The 23,623-nt window shown below is 39.8% G+C and carries 22 protein-coding genes; 1 reads left to right on the plus strand and 21 read right to left on the minus strand.

Translation table 11 applies throughout. From position 1 onward, the window contains the following. Positions 1–27: 27 nt before the first annotated feature. The 13 genes from JZO85_RS03225 to JZO85_RS03285 all read right to left on the minus strand — a co-directional run bounded on the left by JZO85_RS03225 (position 28) and on the right by JZO85_RS03285 (position 16,604). Positions 28–441 carry a PTS sugar transporter subunit IIA gene (locus JZO85_RS03225; RefSeq protein ID WP_207107080.1) on the minus strand — a complete coding sequence of 138 codons (414 nt, stop codon included), beginning with the start codon at positions 439–441 and terminating at the stop codon, positions 28–30. Between the two features lie 27 nt (positions 442–468). Continuing rightward, positions 469–2,370 (minus strand): PRD domain-containing protein, encoded by a 1,902-nt coding sequence (locus JZO85_RS03230; protein WP_207107081.1) that lies wholly within the window; start codon positions 2,368–2,370, stop codon positions 469–471. A 25-nt stretch (positions 2,371–2,395) separates the two neighbouring features. Next, complete coding sequence (locus JZO85_RS03235; RefSeq protein WP_207107082.1) at positions 2,396–3,232, minus strand: class II aldolase; 837 nt, start codon at positions 3,230–3,232, stop codon at positions 2,396–2,398. A gap of 577 nt (positions 3,233–3,809) precedes the next feature. Continuing rightward, positions 3,810–4,889, minus strand: a complete 1,080-nt coding sequence (locus JZO85_RS03240) for a hypothetical protein (protein ID WP_207107083.1) — start codon at positions 4,887–4,889, stop codon at positions 3,810–3,812. Positions 4,890–5,296: 407 nt separating this feature from the next. After that, entirely contained in the window at positions 5,297–6,583 is a 1,287-nt protein-coding gene (locus JZO85_RS03245) for a class II D-tagatose-bisphosphate aldolase non-catalytic subunit (protein ID WP_207107084.1), read from the minus strand. A 249-nt stretch (positions 6,584–6,832) separates the two neighbouring features. Beyond that, positions 6,833–7,927: a PTS fructose transporter subunit IIC gene (locus JZO85_RS03250; protein WP_207107085.1), complete on the minus strand. Its 1,095-nt coding sequence runs from the start codon at positions 7,925–7,927 to the stop codon at positions 6,833–6,835. 15 nt (positions 7,928–7,942) lie between these two features. Then, on the minus strand, positions 7,943–8,257 hold the full coding sequence (locus JZO85_RS03255; protein ID WP_207107086.1) for a PTS fructose transporter subunit IIB: 315 nt from the start codon (positions 8,255–8,257) through the stop codon (positions 7,943–7,945). Positions 8,258–8,316: 59 nt separating this feature from the next. Further along, positions 8,317–8,790, minus strand: coding sequence for a fructose PTS transporter subunit IIA (locus JZO85_RS03260; protein ID WP_207107087.1), 474 nt, complete (start codon positions 8,788–8,790; stop codon positions 8,317–8,319). A gap of 1 nt (position 8,791) precedes the next feature. Further along, entirely contained in the window at positions 8,792–10,711 is a 1,920-nt protein-coding gene (locus tag JZO85_RS03265; protein WP_207107088.1) for a BglG family transcription antiterminator, read from the minus strand. 338 nt (positions 10,712–11,049) lie between these two features. Then, complete coding sequence (locus JZO85_RS03270) at positions 11,050–12,600, minus strand: hydantoinase/oxoprolinase family protein (RefSeq protein WP_207107089.1); 1,551 nt, start codon at positions 12,598–12,600, stop codon at positions 11,050–11,052. Next, entirely contained in the window at positions 12,593–13,684 is a 1,092-nt protein-coding gene (locus JZO85_RS03275) for an S-methyl thiohydantoin desulfurase family protein (RefSeq protein ID WP_207107090.1), read from the minus strand. Before JZO85_RS03275 ends, JZO85_RS03270 begins: the two co-directional genes overlap by 8 nt. Before the next feature lie 3 nt (positions 13,685–13,687). Beyond that, complete coding sequence (locus JZO85_RS03280) at positions 13,688–14,980, minus strand: cytosine permease (RefSeq protein WP_207107091.1); 1,293 nt, start codon at positions 14,978–14,980, stop codon at positions 13,688–13,690. Positions 14,981–15,116: 136 nt separating this feature from the next. Next, positions 15,117–16,604 (minus strand): PucR family transcriptional regulator, encoded by a 1,488-nt coding sequence (locus JZO85_RS03285; RefSeq protein WP_207107092.1) that lies wholly within the window; start codon positions 16,602–16,604, stop codon positions 15,117–15,119. Between the two features lie 347 nt (positions 16,605–16,951). On the opposite strand from JZO85_RS03285, the gene JZO85_RS03290 reads away from it, so the two are divergent. Then, positions 16,952–17,638, plus strand: a complete 687-nt coding sequence (locus JZO85_RS03290) for a phosphoribosylaminoimidazolesuccinocarboxamide synthase (RefSeq protein WP_207107093.1) — start codon at positions 16,952–16,954, stop codon at positions 17,636–17,638. Between the two features lie 126 nt (positions 17,639–17,764). On the opposite strand, the gene JZO85_RS03295 is transcribed toward JZO85_RS03290, so the two are convergent. The 8 genes from JZO85_RS03295 to JZO85_RS03330 form a co-directional block, all read right to left on the minus strand. Next, entirely contained in the window at positions 17,765–18,064 is a 300-nt protein-coding gene (locus JZO85_RS03295) for a hypothetical protein (protein ID WP_207107094.1), read from the minus strand. A gap of 299 nt (positions 18,065–18,363) precedes the next feature. Further along, on the minus strand, positions 18,364–18,651 hold the full coding sequence (locus JZO85_RS03300) for a PspC domain-containing protein (RefSeq protein ID WP_207107095.1): 288 nt from the start codon (positions 18,649–18,651) through the stop codon (positions 18,364–18,366). A 221-nt stretch (positions 18,652–18,872) separates the two neighbouring features. Beyond that, complete coding sequence (locus tag JZO85_RS03305; protein WP_207107096.1) at positions 18,873–19,295, minus strand: VOC family protein; 423 nt, start codon at positions 19,293–19,295, stop codon at positions 18,873–18,875. Between the two features lie 58 nt (positions 19,296–19,353). After that, positions 19,354–19,977, minus strand: coding sequence for a class I SAM-dependent methyltransferase (locus JZO85_RS03310; protein ID WP_207107097.1), 624 nt, complete (start codon positions 19,975–19,977; stop codon positions 19,354–19,356). Positions 19,978–20,154: 177 nt separating this feature from the next. Further along, on the minus strand, positions 20,155–20,586 hold the full coding sequence (locus JZO85_RS03315; protein ID WP_207107098.1) for a VOC family protein: 432 nt from the start codon (positions 20,584–20,586) through the stop codon (positions 20,155–20,157). Between the two features lie 315 nt (positions 20,587–20,901). Next, on the minus strand, positions 20,902–21,972 hold the full coding sequence (locus JZO85_RS03320) for an ABC transporter substrate-binding protein (RefSeq protein ID WP_207107099.1): 1,071 nt from the start codon (positions 21,970–21,972) through the stop codon (positions 20,902–20,904). Beyond that, a complete protein-coding gene (locus JZO85_RS03325; protein ID WP_207107100.1) occupies positions 21,969–22,814 on the minus strand; it encodes an ABC transporter permease subunit in 846 nt (281 codons plus the stop codon). The genes JZO85_RS03320 and JZO85_RS03325 overlap by 4 nt, the downstream gene beginning before the upstream one ends. Further along, positions 22,811–23,620, minus strand: coding sequence for an ABC transporter permease (locus JZO85_RS03330; RefSeq protein ID WP_207107101.1), 810 nt, complete (start codon positions 23,618–23,620; stop codon positions 22,811–22,813). The genes JZO85_RS03325 and JZO85_RS03330 overlap by 4 nt, the downstream gene beginning before the upstream one ends. Positions 23,621–23,623: the final 3 nt, after the last annotated feature.

The raw sequence follows: 23,623 nt of genomic DNA on the forward strand, positions 1-23,623 counted from the left end.
TTCTCTCTCCTTTATTCTTTCTATTTTTTAGTCTTCCAAATTTACAGCTAAATAATGATTGACATCAATAATCGTTGCAGGTGCCTCAGCCAATAATTTTGTACAAATAGCTGTGGCTGAATTGTCTTCATTCATGCGGGACATGAAGGCCTCTAATACTATTGGCAGGTTCATACCGGTAATATGCCGAATGGGATAATCCCCCATTAATGACACCACTGCATTGAATGGACTGCCGCTGAATAAATCGGTGAAGCAAATAATGTCCTTCCCACCGCCAAACGCTTCAATCGCTGCTTTGATTTGATCCTTTAAGCTGCCTATATCATCCTTTGGATACAAGCCAAACGCCACAGCATTTGTTTGCTCCCCAACGATCATCTGCGCACTTCCTAACATACTTTTGGCGAGATCACCATGAGACACAAAAATATAATTCATGTTCAATCCTCCTAATTTACCTATCTTCTAAATATATTCATCCAGCAGTTGGGAAAGATTTTCCTTAAAATTATCAAATGTTGGTTTTTTAATGACTCGTTCGACAAAACCTTTTTCTTGAATGATTTTGGCTAAATAATTCCACAACTGAAAAACTTTTGCATTGTTTTTTTCGATTGCTACCAGCATGACCAGACGTACTCTATTTCCATCAGAATCCCAGTCAAGTTCATTTTTCAATAAAATGACAGAAACAAAGGTTTCAGCCAAGATTGGATTGATTGGATGCGGCAAAGCAATCCCATTGCCAAAATAGCTGCTGCCCAGCTCTTCCCTCAGCTCAACTGCTTCTCTTAATTGGAACACCTTATCGCCAACCTTTGAGACCGAAATGGAGCAGAGCTTATCCAATACTTCCTGTTTCTTCGAAAATTGCCCAAAATGAAACAGTTCTTTATCAAATAAATTGACGATCTCAAACTTATCATTGAATCCATCGATGGCAAGCTTGATTTTAGAGTACTCCTGCTCACTCGGGAAAAAGCTGATTAGGATGGCACCCATCTGATCTGTCAGCTCAGTTTGCTCCGTTGTAAAAATGACATCATAATCCTCAATATCGATCGAGATGACTTCATGGGTATTGACTAAAGTCAGAATCGTGATCTCATTTGAGAACCATGTAGCGAATCGCTGCCTTAGCAGAATACTTTCACTGCGCTTCAAGCTGGTAATGATCAGAATTCGTTTCTTGCCAGAAATGTCATTATACTTCGCTAAATATTGATTGAAATAAATAGCCAGATAAGCGATCTCGCCTTCTTCGATTTTCTTTCCGATCGAATTCTGCAGCAAAAGACACATGTAAGCCGCAATATCAAAACCTAAGGGAAACGATTGCTTGATTTGATCCAATAGTTGATTCTCGTTTTGAATGTTGTATTCAATCCTTGTTAATAAAGGCATCAGATGCAGCGCCAGTGAGATTCGCAAATCAATCTCCTGACGAAAATCGATGTCAAATTTTTCGTTGATCTCCTTCAAAGCATGAAGAATAAAAGTGTTAACCTCTTCTGAGATATAATCATCCTTCTCATAATCACTTTTTCCTTTGATGTAAATCGCCAGGTTGATGATTTCCTCCTGGGAGACCTTAAAATAAGAGCGCTCGGCAAGCCGATGAAAGATCTCAGCCGATACCTCCATTTCAGAATCAAAGTCTTCCCTTCCTTCAAATTCCTCTGAGCCAATATAAAAGCCGCTGTTCATCCGTTTGATCGCCATTTCAATATGAACGATCAGATTCTGGAAAAGGGTTTCTGAAATATGGAAATGGTGCTTCATCAGAACACTGACTAAAACCATTTCAATATCTTGACGAAACATTTCCTCTGTTCCCATATTGCTTTGCTCCTGATGGATATCCAGGTGCCCCAGCTTCAGCAAGCATTTCCTTTTGTCGTATTCATTCCCACGAATAAGGATTCCGGAATTTCTTTTTCGTTCAACACTCAAATGATAATTACTAAGCAGCTTGTCTGCTTCCTTTAAATCTGTGTTCAATGTCGAAGAAGCAATAAATAGCTGATCAAGCAATTTTTGACGATGGATCGGTCTCTTTTGGTTCAATAGTAAAACACATAATTTTCTTACTCTATCTGATTGATTCGATTCACTAGCAGCTTCCTTTTGATGGATATTTACTTGAAAGGCCGTGTAATCCTTGATGATTAATTGGCTGCCTTTAGAGGCTACTGAAATTATTTCAGCGTAGCTGGAAGCGGCTAAGTGCTCGCGTACTTTCTTGATGTCAGATTGGATCGTACGCATACTTACATGAAACTTGTCAACAAAGTGGTCAGCAGTTAAAAAAGAGGGACTGTGTCGTTCAAATTCTTGAATCATTTCTTTTTGTCGTTTATTTAGCACTATATCCCCCTCCTTGATTTAAAACCTATTTTTCATTTACTTCAGTAATGATTGCTTTTACTCGCTCTTCGACATTTTCGATGGCCGATTTTGAAAGGGACATAATATCAAATTCATTATGATTGTTTTCGTAGGCTTGACCGAATGTGCGAATGAACGCCTGACGAAGATCAGAGCCGTAATTTACTTTAATCAGATTTTGTTTTTTCGCTTGTCGGACTTGATCAAAAGGAATTCCTGAGCCGCCATGCAGCACCAGCGGGACAGCAGAGAGCGCCGCGATTTCTTCTAGCAATGGAAAATCTAGATTCGGTGTCAAATCCATCCCGTGCACATTTCCGATGGAGACCGCTAGTAAATCACACTGGGTTCTTTCGACAAACTCTTTCACATCAGCAGGATTTGTTTTTGCATCCTCTTCAGAGATATGATCGTCTTCCTTCCCGCCAATCGCTCCTAATTCTGCCTCAACTGGAATACCGTAGAAGTGGCAGTACTCAACCGTTCGCCTGACCTCTTCAATATTTTCTTCAAAAGGTAAATGAGACGCATCCACCATGATCGAAGTAAATCCTGCTTCGATACACGCCTTTACATCTTCAAAGCTTTTCCCATGATCCAAATGCAGTGCGATCGGAACAGAAACATTTTTCATCGCTGATTTGACCATATCCGCAATGATTTTGGGACTGGAAAGCTTCAGGTTGCTAGATGAGATCGCGATGTATCCGCCTAGTCCCTTTTCCTGATAGCCGCGAATGATGCCGGCTGTTAATTCGTAGTTCGTCGTATTAAATGCCGGTAAGACTAATCCGTTTTCTTTGGCATAGTCCATCAACTTATAGCCATTTACTAATTGCATATCGTGCCCTTCTTTCTCTCTTGCTATCTGAATCATATCCTGAAAAAAGCGCTCTTGGTGCCAAACATTCTGCAAGATGAATCATGCAATTTTTCGAAAACAAACAATTCCTGTCAAACGGTAAACACTGGAACCCCTGATTAACGTAGAACTTTGAAGCCATTCAAAACATAGCTGCCTGAAATGAATTCTTTAATAACTTATAGCGATAGGAAAATTGCAGGATATATCCTGCAGTTTTTGTTTGTTAAGAAGCCGCATGGACAGCTTCTTAACAAACCTCTTTTTTAGCTGCTGACTAGATTGATTATCTCAAAATAGTCCCATGCTTTATAGCTCAATTCGTTTCTAACACTGACAACAAAAAACCTTAAAAGAACCGCAACGGACCGCAATCGTTTTATTACCAACGATTGCGGTTCACTACAGCGATTCTTCTAAGGCACTCCTGTTAAGTTAATACGATTAGCAGTTATAGGATTCAGTTAGCGACTCCAACACCAGATCAATCTAAAGTTTATACGCTTTTTACCCATGACAAATAAACCTTTTTACAAGAATGAAAAAAACTATTTTTCTAATTTCTCCATTTACTTGGTTTAAAATTCTTGATAATCTTTTTCTCTCCTTTTGTCAGCTTTTTACCGCCTGCTCTCGTAGTTGATTTTCCATTTTTAGGCGGTTTTTCCAGCTTTTCATCAATCACAGCTTCAGCTGCTAAAGTTGGCGACAGTAAAGTTGCCATGTCTCCTTGAGCCTCCTTTTCCGCCTTGACGCTTGCTGCTGGAACAATCCTTGAATCCATTTCTGTCTTCCTGCCAAGAATCATATCCGGCGGCAGTTTTTCAGAATTTTCCGGTATTTGAGCAGAAGATTCCTTCTCTTCCGAGGCAGGTTCGACTTCTTCAAAGATTTCTTTGATCAACACAATGAGCTCCTCTTTAGTCAACATAGAAAGATCAAAGCCTTCCAGCATGCTGTTTTCAACGGTAGCTTTCGTCGTTTCTGTCGTCACTTTTTGGGCAGACTGCTCCTGTGGCTGTTCCTTGGGTTGTTTTGTACTATAAATCGTCGTGGTGCCTTTGAAATCACAATCCATGAGTTTGACGAATTGACGAACGTCTCCCTTATGGAAGATCGTCAGAGTTGTCAAGACTCTAAGTATCCGTTTTGTTTCCTCAAGGGTATTGCTTGGATCGGCATCTCTTAGATTCCATGTATGTTTTTTTCCATTGGCATCTTCAAAGATCGAAGTGAGGGTATAGCTATCATATTGATCAGTAATGACAGCATGCCCTCGATCTTTTAGATACCCTTCATATAAACGCATCTTCTTTGTTGCTTTATAATACTTTGTCTCGTTCTTGAATAAACGCTTGATGATACTGAGCCATTCGTGCTCCTCTACATAGTCCTTGAAAAATGGGCAGAACTTTCTCAGCGTATCATTGGGTTGGGCTTGAAAAAGCAGCTCACGAACAATCTCTGGACAAGGTAGTGAGAAATCGCTTACTATTAAGGCATTTCTCAAAATAATCGCCACGATATATTCTACTACTAGGTCTGTGTTTTTCGTCTCTTCCCAAAATTTATGTACTTTCTTTTCAAGGTTCTTTCTATTTTTCATAGTAAAAATTTGTCGTCTTGTCAGCTCCATGCCCAATTGCTCCTTTTCCCTCACATATGTATGCGTTTTCCATATTTATCTCTATGATGCTACAAAAGAAGCAATTTTTGAAACCCAAATTGTTTTAAAAAAATTAAGCTTTTTGTGTATATAATCGATTAAAAACCTGACTATAACAAAAAAATATATTTCAATCTAATTCTTCGCGAAACTGTCAAAAGATTACTTCCTTAAAATCCAAAAATTTGATTCCACCACATAAAAACGGCGATAAAAGAATTAGGAAATAGAGCCTTTTGGTGATTATTTTTTTCGATTTTATCCCCCCTCTATGCAGTTTTTCTTCACCGACCTGTCGCTCACTCATAATTAGCATGATTAAAGTTCAAAAAAAACGAGATCTTCACCATTATGTAGTGAAAATCTCGACCGTATTGTTAGGCTTTTATTTTGTTTAGGCTTTTGATTCGGCTAGTCACACCGGATAAATTGTAGCATTCAGCGTAATCACGAATCGGGCGCTTAATATGATCAATCACATAGCGTTGGCCATCAATGTTGTGGGCCTTTAAATTTGTATACATTTTTTCAATTTCAACTTTCACTTCCTCATCATTAAAGGTATAGTGACCGGCGATATCTAAGATCTCCGCTTGAAGCTCTGTATCATTTTGCGTCATGATTTCTGCAACAGTCAGATTTTTTTGTTCGCCAACCATCCATTTTCTCCAACGTTCACTCTTGATCGCATGCTCCAGCAGCACATCACGTGTATTAGAGACCTCTTTGACTAACCCATATTCCATTAGCTTTGCTTCTACCGCTGCTAGATTCAAATAAGCACGAGTCTCTTCTGTGCCGTACTGTGGTGCAACGTTTGTCGCAGTGATTTGTGACGGTATATGTTCTAATAATGTCACATCATCTAAGTAATCACCATTATGCTCCTTCAAACCAACGCCATAGCCTTTTGCCATTTGCGCCAAGTCATAAGCATTCTTAAAATTGAAGGTGCCCACCTGTTCTGTTTTACGTGTTAAGGTTCCTGTTTGTCCAACAATGAAGGTCGGCATTGGCAGTCCACGTTTTTCCAACTCTTCCTTCAATCGTAAAATGAAGGTCTCGTATGTCTCTGTAGAAGTTAGGCCGCCATTCGTCTCTTCAGTTCCAACCTCATAACCGATTTCTGGTAGGTTGCGAACCTTCCGCTCTTCCTCGCAAAATTCAATCAAATCAACCGTTCGTTCTAATACAGTCTCTAGAGGAATCACTTTACCGACCTCGAAAGGATCTTTCGTTGGATCGATCATTAATAGATCAAAGCCTGCTTCAATATCTGCCACATAAGATTTTTTTCCCAGCTCCATCGCTTTTTCCGTTGGTAAATGATCATTCCGCTCTTTATCTCGCTGCCATGGTCCGCCGTGATCGCGACATAGATAATAGAGATTGTCATAGCCAATTTCTTCCGCTACTTCTTCCACTGCTTCAGCAAACGTAAATTGATTCCACCCATTCACATAGCCGCCGCCTAAATCATCCGCATCCACCTGATTACGACTGGCAATAAACATCACTGGATAATCATCGTCCCTTGATAACTCGAGAGTTGCCTGCACACAATTTTTTGACATTGGCCCAATTCCCAATAAGGTTGCACTCTCACCTGTTGCTTGCAGATCCAGCAATCCTTCTACAACTGCTTTAATAGGTAATTTTTCCATCTCGTTGACATCTCCGTTTCCTGTAATTAAATTTAAGTCCTTGTTTCTTATCACCTCTTAAGTATAGGGTGGAAGCATTCGTCTGAATATTACATTTCTCTGCAACAAGTCCATGCATTAGCGGATCCACTTGTTGCAAGATTGGGCAAAACTTGTTGCAGAGAAAAAGGGGAAATCTGTTATTTATAAAGAAAACGGCAAAAGAAATAGGGTGAACCCATTTTCCTTTGCCGTTATAACATTTGACTATTATTTTGCTACTTCGATTTGTTCATTCGTCTCTTTCTTTTTTTCTTTCGTTGTTTCATCAACCAAGCTTGGTTTAGTGAAATGTAAAATGGCTGCTGAAATGGCCGCTCCAACAATGATTGAGAGCGCGTACCACAATTTTCCATTAACTACCGGCAAGATAATAAACCCGCCGTGGGGGACTAATGCCTCTACTCCAGTGGCCATTCCCATCGCACCGCCAATAGCACTACCGATAATAATTGCGGGCAATACTCGTTTGATATCCTTTGCTGCAAATGGAATCGCCCCTTCCGTGATCCCGATCAACGACATAAAGAAAGCTGAAATACCTAAGTCCTTGTCTTCAGGAGTATATTTTTTTCGATCAATAAAGGTTGAAATAGCCATAGCTAACGGCGGGATCGCACAAGCGATTCGATGTGCGCCATTCGGTCCGTAAACACCTTCCGCCATCAAAGCTAATGTGAACGCCGTTGCAGTCTTATTAATGGGGCCGCCCATATCGATAGCAGTCATCGCGCCTAAAATCAAACCTAAAATAAGCGCGCTGCCGCCTTGCATTTGCCCTAGCACTTGAACCAGCCAATCCATCGCTGCACCAATCGGCACCGCAATGATATAAATATAAAACATTCCTAGTACAAAGGTCGTAACCACTGGAACGATCAGAATGGGCATGATTGTCCGAATAGTAGCTGGTACCTTCCATGTTTTACACCAGCGAACAAAATAACCAGCGGCCACACCCATGATCATTGCCCCTAGAAAACCTGTCTTTATTTGTCCTTCACCGATTGGATTGTTGGCAACAAATCCTAAGATCATCCCAGGAACCAGGCCTGGTTTTCCGGCTAATGAATTGGCAATATATCCTGACAGCAACGGAATCATCATCGCAAAACCTGCGGCGCCCAGATCATTTAGGTTTTGCATGAATGGGCTAGTGATCTCCATTCCGGCATCCGTGGCTTTCCCCGTAGCAAGAGCAACCGCCAAGAAAATCCCACCCACAACCACTGACGGCAGCATAAAGGATACTCCTGTGTTAAAGGCCTTTTGCAAGTCTTTAAAGAACTTGTTCTGTTTTTTCATTTTTATATTTCCCCCCTATAGTTTTTCTGCTGCATCAAGATATTTGGCAGGATACTTGATGATGTCTCCCGGATCGACAGACAAGGTTTTTCCTGTATCTATTTTCTCTTCAAAGCGTTCACTATCTTCCACATCGATTGCAACAGCCAAGATCAAAACATCCGCCTGATCGATCGTTTCCTGTTCCAGCTCATTTTCGATCCCCATACTGCCTTGTGTCTCTACCTGCACTTCATAACCGCGTTTTCTACATTCCTTTTCAATAGCTTCTTGCGCCATATACGTATGCGCGATCCCTGTTGGACATGCTGTTACTGCTACTACTTTCATTCTAAGAACCTCCATATTCCTATTCATTCACTCATTTTAAGTTTTGGTGCTGACACTTTCTAAATGTCAATCGAGCGTAATTGTTCATATACATTGTTTTTATCTGTTTCTGTCAATAATTTTTCTCTAAACGTCTCGTCTAATAGCTTCTTACTTAACTGTGAAATGAATTTTAGATGCATTGTTCCCTCACTGTTTTTAGGAACGCCAATTAAAAAGACCAGTTGAACTTTGTCATCACTTTCCTGGATCCAGTGAAAGCCTTTATTGGTCCTGACAAAGGCGATGAAGGGCTGCAAAACGGTTTCATTTTTTCCATGGGGAATCGCGATACCATAACCGATCGCAGTAGAAACCTCTTGTTCTCGTTTCTTGACTGCCTGAAACAAGATTTCCGAATCCTCCACGTATCCAATAAATTCTGCAACGTCAACAATATGCTGTATGACCTCATCTTGATTATCCAAATCACTGTCTAAAAAAATTAAATCATTCGTAATGACACTTCTGCCGCTCTCCTGCACGTTATCCACACTAATCACTCCCAAGTTTTCTGAATGCCCCTTCGTTTGAGGTTGCTTCCCGCAATTGTTTTAATTGTTCACCATTGTCAATGATGTTATAAATATCCGATAGAATATTTCTTGTTTGATACGTATCCTCTTTCGCAATACAAATCAAAAAGATCAGATCGACATAGTATTTATTCCATTTAAATTTCTTTTTGTTCTTTATCAAAACGATGATCGTTTTATTGACCGCTGTTGAATTGCCGTGAGGAACTGCTGTTCCAGAAGGGAGATCAGTGCCGCCCAATGCTTCTCGTTCTTGAACAGTTTGAATAAATTGCCGATCCACAAAATTCTTCTCAACTAAAAGGGTCCCGATCTGTTCGATCAACTCTTCCTTAGAAGTAAAATCCGTATTTACAAAAATAAATTCTTTAGCGACAAATTTTATCAGATGGTGTGCTCGGACTAAATCGATCACTTTTTCATCTGTATCAGGTAATAAATTTGAGGTTTTTATACGTTCTATGTCCTCTTTCGTCAAAAATGGCGAGACCTGGATCACTTCTTTTTCAGGTATGTCAATCTTAGTTGTAGAAATGATCAAATCATACTCATCAATAGCCAGTTGTTCTACTTCAGCAACGGAAGCAACTTCAAATGTATCCAATGAAGGCAAGATACTTTTTATTCGATTGATCAGCAGCTCCGAAGTAGCAATCCCCATTTGACAAACGATCAAAATTTTTCGATTCATCCGTGCTCGTTCGATTGCGGCCTGAAAATACATAGTCAAAAAAGCAATCTCATCTTCATTAAAACTAATGCCTAACTCTTCTTCATAGCCACTAAGCACGACCCAAATAACATTGAAGGTCAAAGAGAACTCGTTTTTGATCTGAGTGGTAAAGGGATTTTCTGTTTTGTTGTTTGTTTTTAACCGATAGATCATTGGCGGAATATGATTTTTTAGCTGTTCCTCCAGCTTTTGATCACCGGCAAAATCAATGTTCAAGGCTGCCGATACTCTAGCAAGCAGTCGTTCAACGATCACTTCGTCAATTTCATCATCCGGTAATGTTTCAAAGCGATTTGAAATCAGCTGCAAGGATAAATAGTGAACATCCTCATTTGTATAAGACAGCTCCAAACGCAAAGCTGCTTTATGCAGCATTCGGACCGCACTTTCCTCAAAGAAAATCATCGCTTCATTAGCATCCGCTTGTTGATATTCTTCAATGTGATGCCCATTAGCTATCCGATAAACCAAGATAATAAAAATACTCAAGATATTTTGCACATAGTAATCAGAAATCGCATTCACATTTTCTCGAATATACGTGTATAAAATATTCGAGCAAGCGCTGATCAAGGTCTCCCCGTAGTAATCGTTCAATAATTTAATTTTCTCAGCAATGTCTTCGTCTAAATAAATCTCAGAATTACTTAACAAGTAGCGATTGAACTGAAGCATCGCTTTTTGAATATCTTCTTCTGTCCCTATCAGTGAAGTTCCATGAACATCACTGCACAATTTGATCTCGGAACCGACATTCAAAATCTTCATAATGAACTCAAAATCCTTGATGATAGAGGTTTTGCTCACCATGAAGCACTCAGACAAATAGTTAAAACTGACCACCTTCTCTTTAAAAAGCAAGAGGTTCAAAATTTCAATTCTGCGATTGAACGTATTGTAGATGTCACTTCCTTCATTTTTTTCTCTGATCACGCCAACTTCTTTGAAACGTTTCAGCGCGACGCCGACACCGCGCTTTTTTTCAAGATATTCTCCCGAGCTTTGGAGATATTCGTCAATGATCCCCAGTTCGCTATGCGTTGTTCGTTTAGAAACACCCAGTTGACTGGCAAAATATCCTACTGTCTGAAAGTCACTTTGTTGCATCAGCAACTCCAGTAACTCTTTTTGTCTTTTTGTAAGCATAATGATAAACACTTCCTTACTATCTGAAATAAAGGCCTTAATTTTTGATAGCGTTATCATGATCATGACCTTATTATAGTTTGAGTATTTGATTTTAGATATTACATTTCATTGCAACAAGTCGCTACAACATCCAAGATACTTGTTGCAGAGAAACCTCTGATTTTGTTGCAATAGCGCATTCATCCATTCAAAAAAACAAGTGAGCAATAAGTAGAGGTCACTTGGTTTTCCTGTTCCAATCCAATGATAAGTTTTTCTTTCAAGCAAAAAAAGCTTAGAAGACGAAAGCATCTTCTAAGCACTTAATTATTCTCGTATTTTTTTATGAAAATCGATCAACTTGTGACAAAATCTAACTTGCCAGCAACTTTGACTTTGATATTAACCGCCTGCTTGGGTAAATAGGCTAAAGGAATCACTTCTACAAAGATTGTTTTAAGCGAGTCTTTGGAAGCTCCTGAGCGGATCGCTTCCTGTTCCGCCGCGGCGATGGCTATCGCCACTGTCTCCTCTTGCGTTTGTTTTTCTAATGAATACACAGAGTTTACCTCGCCTGAAACTTCTCCCAAGGCAGCTCCAATCGCATTAGCTGCATCATAATTCTCTGGAACGAGCACCTGTGAAACACCATTCATCTCTTTAGGCAAAATAATGCTTCCGCCTCCAACTAAAATAACTGGTATTTCTGTGCTATCTGTTTTCATCTGATCAATTGCATCTTCAATCAGCTCTTTTATTTTCTTTTTGGATTCACTGATCAATGCGGTGTCCAGCTCTTGAGAAATAGCACCAGTAACTGGATGCTCTGTTTGATTCGCGATTGCGACATCAGTTGCACACAAAGTCGTGCCGCCAAAGGACAAGCTTTCTTCCAAAATACGATAGCCTAAGCTTTCTGGACCAACAGTAAGTTCCTCTGCTAAATGAATAATTGTTCCACCGCCTAATCCAATCGAAAGAACATCTGGCATGCGAAAGTTGGTTCGAATGCCGCCAATAAGTGTAGCCAGTGAAGATTCTCGAGGAAATCCTTTTTTCAACACACCAATATCAGTAGTGGTTCCCCCAACATCGACAACTAAAGCATCCTCCAAACGACTTAAGTGCGCAGCTCCTCGAATGGAGTTGGTTGGGCCGCAGCCGATTGTCAACACCGGGTAGCTCAGTGCTTTTTCTAAATCCATCAATGTTCCGTCATTTTGACAAATAAATACATCCGCAGTGATCTGATTATTACTCAATGCTTGTTTTAAGCCCTGAATCATTTTAATGATCGTTTGGGTAAGTGCTGCGTTCAAGATACTCGCATTTTCTCTTTCCAATAATCCAACTGAGCCGATCTCACTAGATAACGTTACTGGAACACCGAGCTCTTGTTCAACGATCCTTGCTGCCTGCTTTTCTTGTTCGTTATTTACAGGAGAAAAAACACCTACTACCGCGACCGCTTCGACCTTGCCCTTCATCTGCTGACAAACTTGTCGAATCTCCTCTTCGTCCACTTCAGCGATCTTATTTCCGTTGTACTCATAGCCACCAGAGACAATTGCAGATTGAGCCATCATTTTACTTGCTAGATCTTCTGGCCAGCCAATCATTGGAGCAACTGCTGTCGTAGCCGGCTTCGCTAAACGAATGATTCCAATCTTGCTCAGCTCTTTTCGTTGGACAATCGCATTCGTGCAATGAGTCGTTCCTAGCATTACGACACTGATTTTTTCTGTCGGAATCTTTGTTTCCTGTAAAATTTTTTGAATGGCAATATCAATGCCTTCACTGACATCATCCATTGTAGGACTCTTGATTTTCCCTACGCAGCGCAACTCTTCATCTAAAATCGCGCAATCTGTATTTGTTCCGCCAACATCGATCCCTAATCTATACATGCACCTTTTCTCCCATCAATTCTTCCACTGGTTTGTAGTCTACTTCATAACCAAAATATTTGGGACCAGCCACCTCAAGCCCCTTTGCTGTCCGCCATTTTGAATCACAAGGTAACGCAATCACATGAATACGGGCGCCATAACGCAGTGTTTCTGTTGTAATCGGCCGCCCTGTTTCATAATCCAACGCACAAATCAAATCCGGTGTGGAGGCTAGAACAACTCCATCCTTTTTAGCCAGCAGCAGTTCATTTTGGAAAAGAATTTCCAGCTCTTCGCCTTTATTGTGATTGATTCCGGTAAACGCAGCTCTTCCTCGCGTAAAGCCGCCTGCAACGTTTCGTTCAATATGACTGATTTTCCCTTCAAACAAAGAAAATCCGGCTAAACGCTCCAGTAATCTTTCGACTGGAGGAACTGACTCATTTAACGTAGTTAACTCCTCGCCGATTTCCTTCGCCAAGCTCAATGTCCCGCGAATCCCGCATTCTTTAACGATTTTCCCAGAAAAAACATTGTCGACCATATTGGCATTACCACCCATAACGTCCGTGACAGCGCGAGCGATCTTTTCAGACCATTCACCGTCCTTCGGATAATAGACGATTCGATTTCCTTGGCTGTCTGCCATTGCGACGATTTCTGGTTGATAGCCCTTCAAAAAGAACGTCACCATTTGCGATTCTGGAAATGCACGACCCATCGCATCAGCGTCAACGATCGGCAGCCCCATCTTCGCCGCACAAGCAATCGGTAATAAAGAGTTTCCTCCGCCAATTTCAATCGGCATGATTGCTTGTGTCCGTTCAGGGAAAAAATCCTTCAGAACTTCGGCTGGCCCATAGACCTCTTCTTCCGAAGCAATCTTCTCATTAGAAACAGAGGGAGCACCGATAGAACCTACAGGCATCACTAACGCTTCATCCTCAAGTTCCTCTACCGTTAAAACTCTGACTGGTCCATACTTCTGGATCGCTTGCAAAGCCATCAACTTTCCGACAAAAGGGTCCCCTCCGCCTCCAGTTCCTAACAATGTAGCGCCAATCGCAATATTTTCTAAATCTTCCGCAGTGATCCATTCCATGAATTATTCCCGTCCTTTAGTCAATTTCGTAATAATGAAGTAGCAGATTCCTGCCGCTAAAATACCATCCAACGCCGATACATTCGTCAAGGTAAACAAGCCGAAACCAGCAGGCGGTTGACTGGTCATAAACGCTACTGTACTGCCTACTACCCATGAAAAGAGCGACGTGGGATAATAATCCTTCAAGTTTTCCTCATATGAGAAGTCATACTTTTCTGTGTAAAAGAAATAATCAATCATGTAAATACCCGCAATCGGCGAGACTAACACCGTGATAATAGATAAAAAGTTTTCAAACATACCATAAATCCCGAACATCGCCATCAGTATTCCTAAGGTTCCGCAAATAACCGTGATAATCTTAGGATTGACGTTTTTAAAGACAATTGAAAAATCCAATGATGCTGAATAAAGATTGTTTGTATTCGTTGTCCATTGAGCTAAGGTCAGAACTAAAATAGAAGGAATCCCTAATCCCAAAGTGAAAAATACAGCAGTAAGATCAGCCGTGTTCATCACTTTTACTAAAATCAATGAGATGATGATCATAAAGCTATTTCCAATCGTAAATCCGACAAAACCGGCAATCATCGCCTGCTTAGGATTCTGCGCCCATCTCGCAACGTCTGGTGCCATAACGACTCCGACCATATACACGCCAATCACTAAAGAAACGGCCAAGCCGAAAGAAATCGGTGATCCTTGAGGCGCACTTGCCAGCCTAGAGGAACCGTTGCTGTTAAGAGACATGATCGTTGCAATAATGATCAAAGCTGCTAATAAAGGAACAGAATAGGTACAAAGCTTTTCAATCGCTTGGTAACCCCAAAAAGCAGATAACATCATCAGTCCGCCGCCAATCAGTGAGAGCAGCCATGAAGGCATATCCGTTCCTGTCAACTGCTGGATCGCCGCACCTATATTTTCAGCGAAAAAGCCAATTTGCACACCAAACCAGCCAAGAGAAGAAATCCCCATGATCGCTCCCATCAATGAAGCACCACTCTTACCGAAAGCTACTCGAGAAATCATTCCAGTAGACAATCCCGCTTTTGCTCCAATGTAGGCTGTTCCAATCGCTAATACTCCTAAGATCACTGAACCAATCATTACCGCAGAGATAGCCGTCCAAAAGTGCATACCTTGTGACAGGGCGACTCCCATGAACATCCCAGACAAATCAATACCGATAGCGATCCAGACCATGCTGATGGACAACCAGCGCTTCCGCTCCTTCTCAGGTACCCGTTCTCTTTCATAATTTCCCGAATTTGTTTCAACTACTTCTTCCATCTATTCCCCTCATTTCTGAATATTCTGACAAATAAATATTTTATCATTATAGCGAAGTGAGAAAATTATGACTATGTTATTAGGACAAAATATAAGAAGCCGCTTTGTCGAAAATGACAAAGCAGGCTTCCCATCGCTATTTATCTGTATACTTACGGAAATAAATCAAATTTTTAATCAACAAATAGCGTGAGGCAGTATGAGAAAAAGATAATCCCAAACGCTCCTGTGCTCGTTTCAAGCGGTACTTAATCGTATTATTATGCAAAAAAAGGAAATCAGAAGTAGCTTTTATACTCTCGTTACAATCCAAGAAATACACAGCCAGCGTGTCGATCGATTCTTTATCCAAGTAGCGCTCCAAAAAGACTGATTCCGTTTCTGGTGTGACATCCTTCAGCAAATAGAGCTCCTCTGGATAAAAACAATGCTTTTTAGGAAAGACCCGCTTGGCCTCCTCGATCTGTTCATCTATGGCTTTCATTTGTTGAGCAATCGCCAATACACCTGACAGCTCTCTGCTGGTAAAAAGCGTATCTTCCATTGGATCGTATATTGGAAGAACCCTATGAGCCTTTTTTTCCTCCTTATTTCCAACTATCCATTCCCGATCTCTTTCTTTGTAGCTGATTCCATTCGAAGGAGAACTTTCCCTAGGCGCTGTTGGATCTTTTCTTTGTAAGCAATATAAAGTCAGCGGTGCCTCTGGATCGATCCCAGCTCTTTGGGCTAACAACGCAGCGGTATAGAAATCTCCCGTTTGACAAGCAGAAAAAAACTGCTGCCCAGTATTCAACAACTGCTCTTCACCAAAATACTTGATTGTTTTTTCAACGATTGTTTTGATGCCCGCCAGCTGGTTTTCACTCAAAGGTTTTTTTCTAAAAAGCGTCAAAAAGTATTGATGACTCAATGTGGGCATTGCTAAAAAAATATCGGTTTGGAAATAAAAGATTCGATTTAATTCTATTGGTGCATTCTTTTTTGATGGATTCATTTCTTTGTGAGCGATAGACTGTCGTAAAGTGGCGTCTAAGCTTCTTGGCCAAGCTTTTGACAGCAACACTTCATTTTCAGCACTTTTAATGAAGAGACTGCACTTCAATTTATCTGATAAAATACTCAAGCCTGTTTCGATTTGGTGAGGCGCTGGCAATTGACGAATCGTCTCCAGCAAGATATCCTGCTGCTGATCGAGTTCCGCTTCTTCTTCGTTGATATATGACAACACTTCAGAAATCACTTCACTGTATCTTAAGTCCATCCGCTTCATCGGCATCAGAATCAAGACCATTCCCAGCTCATTCATTTTAGCAATAACTTTTTCAGAAACTTGAGGAATGATGAGACCCACATAATAAAGGACAATTCCTAGCTGACTATGTTGATGCAAAATAGAAATAATCTCCAGCTGCTTCTCCACATCTTCTGCGATTTGGGCAAATGACGTCAAAACTAGCTCATTTCCAGAGTATTCTCCCTTAAGCGGCATTTGGCTGTACAGCTCTGGTTCAGACACCTCTAAAACAGAAATCGTAGTGACTAAACGATGTCGCTGCTCCACACCTGCAACGATCTTAGCCCCCTTCATTGAAGGCAGCTTCAACATATCCTGAATATTCAAATGCGTCCCTCCATTCCAGAAACATTGGGACTATTTTACCAAATAATGAAAGAATTATCATTTTTTATTCATAATTTTTTTATTTATCATCCGCTGAAATGTTTTTCCTGTGTTGCTTCCCCCATCACTTAACCGACAAATCCTCCTGTTTTAATTCCGATCAAATCAATAAAATACGAACAATATAATACCAATAAATTCTTTAAAACGCCTTTAGCATCAATTATCAGCTAAATCCGAACTTTACTCACTTTTTTTAGACTGAAATCCGAAAAAACATCGACAGAAAAAATATCCAATGTTATCATTTTTGAAAACACTGGATATTTCAGAGAAGGCGGGAAAATATGAAAGAATTGTACGATGGCAAAACAAAAACAGTCTTATTAGATGAAGAAAACAAGGAAGTATACTTATTATTTAAAGACAGCGCGACTGGCGAAGACGGCGTTTTTGATCCAGGCTCCAACACAGTCGGCGGCAGCGTTGACGGTAAAGGAAAGATTGGTCTGACAGTTTCTAAATACTTTTTTGAGTTGATGGAAGAAAATGGGATTCCTACTCACTATCTTGATGCCGATATCGAAAAAGGCGTAATGAAAGTTCGCCAACTAACCGTTCCGAACTTGGAATTTGTGTTACGCTATTTTACCGCTGGCAGTATGTGTCGCCGATTCACTTTGCCTGAGGGATTACCTTTTGACCCGCCTTATTTAGAAGTAACACTAAAAGACGATGAGCAGGGCGATCCATTGATTACTGACCGCTTATGCCAAATGAAAGGCATCCTTAGACCTGGACAATACGACGAAGCACTCGACATTCTAACAAAAGTAGGCGCAGTTCTTAAAGATGCTCTAGCTGAAATGAACTTGACCTTGATTGATTTCAAAATTGAGATTGGCTACGACAACGATGGAAAAATGTATGTCGTCGATGAAATCACGCCAGATATTTGGCGCGTCAAAGATGAAGAAGGCAACATCCCTAACCAAATTGACTGTGCACAATTGATCTTGGATAAAATTCAATAAGCAAAAATAAACTCAGAAAACTTAAATCAAAAAAACACAACTTCACAAAAGCTGCGAAGTTGTGTTTTTTGATTTAACAATCGTACTTGATCCCTTGCTAATACAAAGACCAACTGAAGCCACCAATTATGAATGCCAAATGTGACTCATTTGTACGAAATATTCTGAAATTAGTGATTGTACAGCCTTTGTTCCTTTGATCATCACAGGCAGCATAACAATCATGCCTAATGAGAAACATACGCTCAAGATAAAATTAATGATAAAGAAGCTTTGTAAATTAAGTACCGCTGCCCCAATAACTAGAAGTGGTGAAATAGCAAGCATCCCTGCAGAAAACCAGATACTAGCCATCACTACATAAATCGTAAACAATACCCAAGAAGCCACCAATACGTTAAAAATTACAGCACCCATTTTTTTCATTTAAAACAACTCCATTCCTTTTCTCTTTTTTCAAATATAACAAGTAAAGAGGCGAATAGAATCAACCCTGAAACTGAACTTCCACTCAAACTTTAGTTGTATACTCATACAGCCTTTACAATGAACCAAAGTTTTCTTTTGATAAAAGTGCTCAAGGCCAAGTATTGAAGTCTTTTTGTCACCATTACTCTTCTACTCACTTCGCTGATCCTCAACCATTCCCCAAAAAAGAACAGACCACCTTAAGCAATCTGTCCTTTCGTTTTTATAATTAAGCTCTTAATAAATCGAGCATTATTTTAGAAGTCACCCCAACAATCATCTGCGACTGTTTCTGCTTGATTCGGCTGAGCAGAGCCTGTTGAACGGCTTGAATAGTATTCAAAGCTCGAACTGCTGCTATCAGACGAAGGAATGAGCACCGACAGTAAAATGTAAAGCAAGATTGGTGCCCCAATCAAAGTGATGCTGGCAAAGACATATATTACACGTGCGATGGTTGGATCGACGCCAAAATATTCTGCGATTCCAGCTAAAGTTCCTGTTAATACCCGATTGTTTTTTGATTTCATCATTCTATTTGTCATTGTGTTTCTCTCCTTTTTCATTTCCCTAATTTATTCAAGATCGTTTTTGAAGGAACTCAATCAATCGTTGAACTCCTGCTTTTCCACTCGCGATGTGTTTCTCTCTTATGTCTTATATTATGCAGAAGATTTAACGATTCGTCATAGGTCAAAAGGAGTATTTTCACTCTAGTCATTAAGTATGATTTTTTCTAAGCTTAGCGTCTATCTAAAGGCTGCTCTCAAAATATTCGATTACTCATCGGATGCTTTTCATCAAACTGCACCAGATCCCAAAGATTGCCATACAAGTCTTTAAAGACCGCCACTGTTCCATAATCCGCTTTTTTTGGCTCTCTGACAAATTCAATTCCTTTTGACAACATCTGTTGATAGTCTCGTTGAAAATCAACCGTTCCCAGAAATAGAAACACTCTGCCGCCAGCTTGATTTCCAATAAAATCCTTTTGAATTGGCTTGGAGGCTTTGGCTAACAAGATTGTCGTTCCATTTGAACCCTTTGGAGAGACAACTACCCATCTTTTATCCTGTTCTGCCTGATAAGTATCCTCTATCAGCTCAAAATCAAGCTTATTTGTGTAAAACGCAATCGCCTCATCATAATCCTCTACAACTAAAGCGATATGAACAATACTTTGCTTCATCAACGATCTCCCCATTCATTTTTTATTTATTATGGATAGTACTCCTCGGTTTACTGCACTATATTTTTCTGATTTTGTAAACAATCCAGTCTCTTTGCCTTTTTACCTGTATCAATTGGAACCCCAAGTCATCAAGAAATGTTTCAAAGGAATGACTTTCTTTCAACTCTGGTAAGAAATAGCTTATTTTTGAATACTCACACCCAATTAGAAAAACACCTTTATTGGAAAGTATTCTGCTGATTTCTAAAAAACTACCTCTCAGATCCTTCCAATGAAAATGATTTTGAAATGCACAAACTAAATCAAAATGATTCGTCGGAAATGCCGTGTTGCTTACATCCATCACATCAAATGTTACGTTATTAGCCGCATTGTGCCTGCGAGCTTGCTCAATCGCTGCTTTTGAAATATCTATTCCAATTATAGAACTCGAAACGAATGTCTCGCTAATGTACTTCGTCGTTGCCCCATTACCGACACCTATATCTAAAATATTGGAAAATTCTTTTACCTCTAAAAACGATAGGCACCATTTAGCCATAGGCAAATAAACCTTATTCCATAATTTCATCATGAGCTTGCCCATCAGACCAGAAGGCTCCTTTGATTGCTGCAACAAATACTTATACATGAAGTACAGTACCAGTAAGAATAAAAGTATCAACAAAATAAACTTCATTCATTTTCCTTTCCGACTCATAGTTTAGTATAAATAATATCACATAACTCTTCTCTGATAGCAGATTCTCCCAACTCATTGACTTTGAAACAATTTTACATAGAAAAAGAGGGACCGTTTTTTCTGTCCCTCGTTCTCTTTCATATATTTTTTAAAAGCAATTTCTACAGCTTAGCTCTACATCTCTTTTTCCAATATGTCCGTTCGTTCTTCAAAGCTTAATTCTTCATGTATTTGATGCAGCATCCACATATAACCAAATAGATCAACAAAAATTGAATTTTCGACAGCACCTTCCATTATCTGAGTGATAGGCTGAATCTCCGTACAGCCTTGATCTAAAGCCGCAGCATGTGTTTTTTCAATATCTTCAACCGCGATATTGAACCAGATCGTATTTGGATGCTCTTTGTCTGGAGCCTTTAATCCATAATCAGAATTCGCATCTAACATATGAAACCGTGTGTTATATAAGTTAAAAACAGCCTCATTGCTTCCTTCAGGATAATCTGTCACCTCAACCACTTCGAGTTCAAAAATTTCCTTATATAAATCCAAGGCAGCTATACTATTTTTAACAACAAAATCAATCTCCGTACCTTTAATCATCCTGTTCCCTCCATCTTCGTTCTGATACATTCCTCATCGCCTTCACATATATAGAGTTTATCATTTCTATTTTTGTAGCGCTAGAAACTGATTCCCGATGAATTCGGATAGACATTTCCAATAGTACTTTCTTGAAAATCCTCGAACATTTTTTCTGCTTAAAGGATTTAAAAAAAAAGAGACAAGCGAAATATCAGCTTATCTCTTACTTCCAATATTAATAAATTTTGATCAGAACTCCATTAAACAACTGAATATATTTTGTAGAATCATTTTTGTTTACATCGAAAGTCTAGAACAAGCAACGTTCTCACACTACTTCCGATACATCTTAAACTCCAAGTACAGATCATTGTAAATTCCCAAATACTTTGGACCTAAATCTTTATAAACCTCCAAATGACTAATAGTCTCGTCGTCTGGATAAAATTGCTTATCTCCTGAAATATTTTTGGGCAGCATCGCCAAAGCTTTTTTATTTGGTGTGGAGTAGCCGATATATTCAGCGTTTTGTTTAGCAATTTCCGGCTTCAGCATAAAGTTGATGAAATCATAGGCTCCTTCTTGGTTTTTCGATGTTTTAGGGATCACGATATTATCAAACCATAGATTCGAGCCCTCTGGCGGGATGACATAATGAAGATGCTCGTTCTCAGACATCATATCGGCCGCCTCTCCAGAGAAAGTTACCGCAACCGCACTTTCTTCGTTGGCCATATACATTTTGATTTCATCAGCAACGATTGCTTTAACATTAGGAGTCAAGCTGCTCAATTTGTGTATAGCCTGATTCAATTGTGTCATGTCCTTGCTATTAATCGAGTAACCTAAGGTAGTTAAAGATAACCCCATCACCTCTCGAGCACCGTCGATCAGCATGATATTATTCTTTAATTCTGGCCGCCACAGATCATCCCAATGCTTGATTTTATCCCCTGCAACAAATTTATCGTTATAAACGATTCCCAGTGTTCCCCAAAAATAAGGGATCGAGTATTTGTTGTTCTTATCAAAAGCTAAATCCAAAAAACGAGCGTCAATATTTTCTAAACCATGAATCTTTGAGTGATCCAAAGGCATCAGCAGTTTTTCCTTTTTCATTTTTTGAATCATATATTCGCTTGGGATTGCGATATCATACGCAGTTCCGCCTTGCTTGATCTTTGCTTCCATCGCCTCATTTGAGTCAAACGTCTCATAATTGACCTTATAGCCATATTCTTTTTCAAACTGTTTGATCAATTCTGGATCAATATAATCGCCCCAATTATAAATATTCAATACCTTGGAGCTGGCATTAGATGAGTGGTTCAGTCGTACGACCATAAAGGTCAATAGCAGAATGATAGCGACAACACCGACAAAAAGTGATTGTAATTTTCTCATTTCAGTACTGCCACCTCCTCAAATTCACGTTTGCGTTTTCGTGCCTTTTTCGAAGTGTCGCGGCTAATGAAATAATAGCCAACAACTAATAGTAGAGAAAATATGAAGACAAGTGTCGAAAGGGCATTGATCTCCAAGCTAATCCCCTGCCGTGCTCGCGAGTAAATTTCTACTGAGAGAGTCGTGAACCCATTGCCTGTAACAAAGAAGGTTACGGCAAAATCATCCAATGAATAAGTGAATGCCATGAAATAACCAGCAATGACTCCTGGAGTTAAAAACGGCAAAATGATATTTGATAAAACTTGAAAGTTATTCGCACCTAAGTCACGAGCGGCATCAATCATGGAATCGTTCATTTCCTTTAACTTTGGCAGCACCATCAGAACCACAATTGGAATACTAAAGGCGATATGAGAAAGGAGCACACTGACAAACCCGAGCTGAAAGTTTTTCAAGACACCTCCGAGCATCGTAAATAAAATCAAGAAGCTGGCACCGATAATAACATCTGGTGAGACCATCAAAATATTATTCAAGCCTAAAAGAACGTTGCGTGAATGACGTTTGCGCGTATAATAGATGCCCATTGCACCAAATGTTCCGATCACTGTTGCCAGCAATGCCGACAAGAAAGCCAGTACAAAAGTCTGAAGGACGATGCTGATTAAACGGCTATCGGAAAAAAGACTTTGATAATGCTCCCAAGTAAAACCAGTGAAGGTACTCATGTTCCCGCCTTGATTGAATGAATAGAAAATTAAATAAAAGATCGGGATATACAACAAAATAAATACAAAAATCAAATAAATGGTTGACCAAGAAAATTTTCTTCTTCTCACTTCACCCGACCTCCTTTACGTTTTTCGCCAGTCAGCATCATCACGATGAACATCGCAACAATCAAAATAACCCCGATTGTCGAACCCATCCCCCAGTTTTGCGTCACCAAGAAATGCTCTTCGATTGCTGTTCCTAACGTGATTACTCGATTGCCCCCAATCAGACGTGTTAGCATAAAGAGTGATAACGATGGAATGAATACGGCCTGCACACCACTTTTTACCCCGTTTAAAGAAAGCGGGAAAATCACACGCCGGAAGGTATCAAAGTTATTGGCTCCCAAATCACGACTCGCACTGATCAAGGTTGGATTAATTTCTTCAAGCGCATTAAAAATCGGCATAATCATAAAGGGCAGTTCGATGTAGGCTGCCACAAACATGAAACTGAAATCTGTGAACAGCAGCTGCTTCTGACCAATACCAATGAAGCTCAGAAAATCATTCACCGAGCCATTTGCACTAAATATGCCAATAAATGCATAGGCCTTCAGCAGCAAATTGATCCACGTTGGTAAAACGACAAGCAGAAGCAGTAATTGACGATGCTTCAATTTTGATAAAAAGTACGCTGTTGGATAACTAATCAGCAATGTCATCAACGTGATCAAAAACGCAAACAAAACAGAGTTAACGGTCATCATTAAATAAGTCTTAGACGTTAAATACGTGTGATAATTCGTTAGAGTAAAGTTGCCGTTCATGTCAAAAAATGATTGATAGACGATCAAAATCACTGGTGCGATGACAAAAAACAACAGCCAAAAGAAATAAGGAATCGAATAGAATCGACGCATATTTTTCATTGA

Origin of the sequence: Candidatus Enterococcus murrayae (assembly GCF_017315985.1) — a bacterium.
Lineage (GTDB): Bacteria > Bacillota > Bacilli > Lactobacillales > Enterococcaceae > Enterococcus_A > Enterococcus_A murrayae.

Bases quoted from the DNA above. Each gene is read 5' to 3' on its own strand.
- JZO85_RS03225 (WP_207107080.1), bottom strand. From the start codon at position 441: ATGAATTATATTTTTGTGTCTCATGGTGATCTCGCCAAAAGTATGTTA.
- JZO85_RS03235 (WP_207107082.1), bottom strand. From the start codon at position 3,232: ATGCAATTAGTAAATGGCTATAAGTTGATGGACTATGCCAAAGAAAAC.
- JZO85_RS03240 (WP_207107083.1), bottom strand. From the start codon at position 4,889: ATGGAGCTGACAAGACGACAAATTTTTACTATGAAAAATAGAAAGAAC.
- JZO85_RS03245 (WP_207107084.1), bottom strand. From the start codon at position 6,583: ATGGAAAAATTACCTATTAAAGCAGTTGTAGAAGGATTGCTGGATCTG.
- JZO85_RS03250 (WP_207107085.1), bottom strand. From the start codon at position 7,927: ATGAAAAAACAGAACAAGTTCTTTAAAGACTTGCAAAAGGCCTTTAAC.
- JZO85_RS03255 (WP_207107086.1), bottom strand. From the start codon at position 8,257: ATGAAAGTAGTAGCAGTAACAGCATGTCCAACAGGGATCGCGCATACG.
- JZO85_RS03265 (WP_207107088.1), bottom strand. From the start codon at position 10,711: ATGCTTACAAAAAGACAAAAAGAGTTACTGGAGTTGCTGATGCAACAA.
- JZO85_RS03270 (WP_207107089.1), bottom strand. From the start codon at position 12,600: ATGTATAGATTAGGGATCGATGTTGGCGGAACAAATACAGATTGCGCG.
- JZO85_RS03275 (WP_207107090.1), bottom strand. From the start codon at position 13,684: ATGGAATGGATCACTGCGGAAGATTTAGAAAATATTGCGATTGGCGCT.
- JZO85_RS03280 (WP_207107091.1), bottom strand. From the start codon at position 14,980: ATGGAAGAAGTAGTTGAAACAAATTCGGGAAATTATGAAAGAGAACGG.
- JZO85_RS03290 (WP_207107093.1), top strand. From the start codon at position 16,952: ATGAAAGAATTGTACGATGGCAAAACAAAAACAGTCTTATTAGATGAA.
- JZO85_RS03295 (WP_207107094.1), bottom strand. From the start codon at position 18,064: ATGAAAAAAATGGGTGCTGTAATTTTTAACGTATTGGTGGCTTCTTGG.
- JZO85_RS03300 (WP_207107095.1), bottom strand. From the start codon at position 18,651: ATGACAAATAGAATGATGAAATCAAAAAACAATCGGGTATTAACAGGA.
- JZO85_RS03305 (WP_207107096.1), bottom strand. From the start codon at position 19,295: ATGAAGCAAAGTATTGTTCATATCGCTTTAGTTGTAGAGGATTATGAT.
- JZO85_RS03310 (WP_207107097.1), bottom strand. From the start codon at position 19,977: ATGAAGTTTATTTTGTTGATACTTTTATTCTTACTGGTACTGTACTTC.
- JZO85_RS03315 (WP_207107098.1), bottom strand. From the start codon at position 20,586: ATGATTAAAGGTACGGAGATTGATTTTGTTGTTAAAAATAGTATAGCT.
- JZO85_RS03320 (WP_207107099.1), bottom strand. From the start codon at position 21,972: ATGAGAAAATTACAATCACTTTTTGTCGGTGTTGTCGCTATCATTCTG.
- JZO85_RS03330 (WP_207107101.1), bottom strand. From the start codon at position 23,620: ATGAAAAATATGCGTCGATTCTATTCGATTCCTTATTTCTTTTGGCTG.